The sequence below is a fragment of the Mesorhizobium sp. M4A.F.Ca.ET.022.05.2.1 genome (assembly GCF_003998845.1).
Taxonomy (GTDB): domain Bacteria; phylum Pseudomonadota; class Alphaproteobacteria; order Rhizobiales; family Rhizobiaceae; genus Mesorhizobium.
The window spans coordinates 1-1309 of record NZ_RZOJ01000720.1 but is presented as its reverse complement, the minus strand read 5'-3'; the positions used below and the strand labels follow the sequence as shown (position 1 = coordinate 1309).

Sequence of the window (1309 nt, the reverse complement as noted above, 5' to 3'; positions counted from 1 at the left end):
CCCGGCCCTGCGGGCCACCCTCCCCTCGAGGGGGAGGGACACGGCGCTCCCATCGTCCCCATCCTCTTCTACCGCTCGATGCTGCTCGCCGCCGATGTCGCGCCGATCGATGCGCTGGTCGACGCACTGCACGCGCAAGGCATCGCGCCGGTGCCGATCTTCGTTTCGAGCCTCAAGGATCAGGCGTCTCTGGCCTTCGTCGAGAACGCCCTCGCCTCACTGAACCCGGCCGCCATCGTCACCGCCACCGCATTCGCCTCCGGCGCCGAGCCCGGCGCGGAGACGCTGTTCGACCGTGCCGGCGTGCCGGTCTTCCAGGTCATCGTCGCGACCACGCGCCGCCAGGTCTGGGAGAAAAACCAGCGCGGCCTGGCTCCCGCCGACCTTGCCATGCATGTCGTGCTGCCGGAACTCGACGGCCGCATCCTGGCCGGCGCGATTTCGTTCAAGGGCGAGAGCGAAACCGACCCGGCGCTAGCTTTCCGCGCCTTCGCCAACCGGCCGGAGATCGATCGCGTCGCGCAGGTCGCCAAGCGCATCGCGGCGTTCATTCGCTTGCGGCGGACCGAGCGGGCCGAGCGCAAGCTGGCGATCCTGATACCGGATTATCCGAGCGCGCCCGGCCGTACCGGCTATGCCGTCGGCCTCGACGTGCCGTCGAGCGTGCTCGCGATGCTGCACGACCTGAAGGAACAGGGCTATGCGGTTGACGCGATTCCGCAATCGCCGCGCGCGTTGCTGGATGCGCTGGAGGTGGGTGGTGGCGGGCTAGGGCTGACGAACTATCTAGACTTGTCGAAAGAGTTGCCCACTGAGGCAATGACTGCCGTCGAAGCTGCCTGGGGAAAATCAGACGAGACAGGTTCGCGCGAGGCGCCCCCCTCTGTCCTGCCGGACATCTCCCCCACTAAGGGGGAAATTGGCAGTTCTGGCATCGGCTCTCCTCTTGCAACGGCGGCGATTAGCGAAGGTGGCGGTGACGGCATGATCTCCCCCCAAGTGGGGGAGATGTCCGGCAGGGCAGAGGGGGGCGCGACAGAACGCCAACCTTCATCATGCAGACAGCACTTCCCCTTCCGCGCCGCAACCTTCGGTAACCTCACCGTGGCACTCGCCCCCGATCGTGGCCGCTCAGTCGACCGCCGCGCCGACTACCATGACCCCACTTTGCCCCCGCGCCACGACCTGATCGCCTTCGGCCTCTGGCTGCAAAAATCGCTCGGGGTCCACGCCCTCATCCATGTCGGCGCGCACGGCACGCTGGAATGGCTGCCGGGCAAGACCGTCGCGCTCTCCGGCACCTGCTTTC

Annotated in this window: 1 protein-coding gene; it reads left to right on the top strand. The window is 67.4% G+C overall.

Annotated features, from left to right (window positions below):
* Positions 1-1309: cobaltochelatase subunit CobN (locus EN745_RS34875; protein ID WP_189363271.1), on the top strand; the 1309-nt coding region annotated here is incomplete at both ends.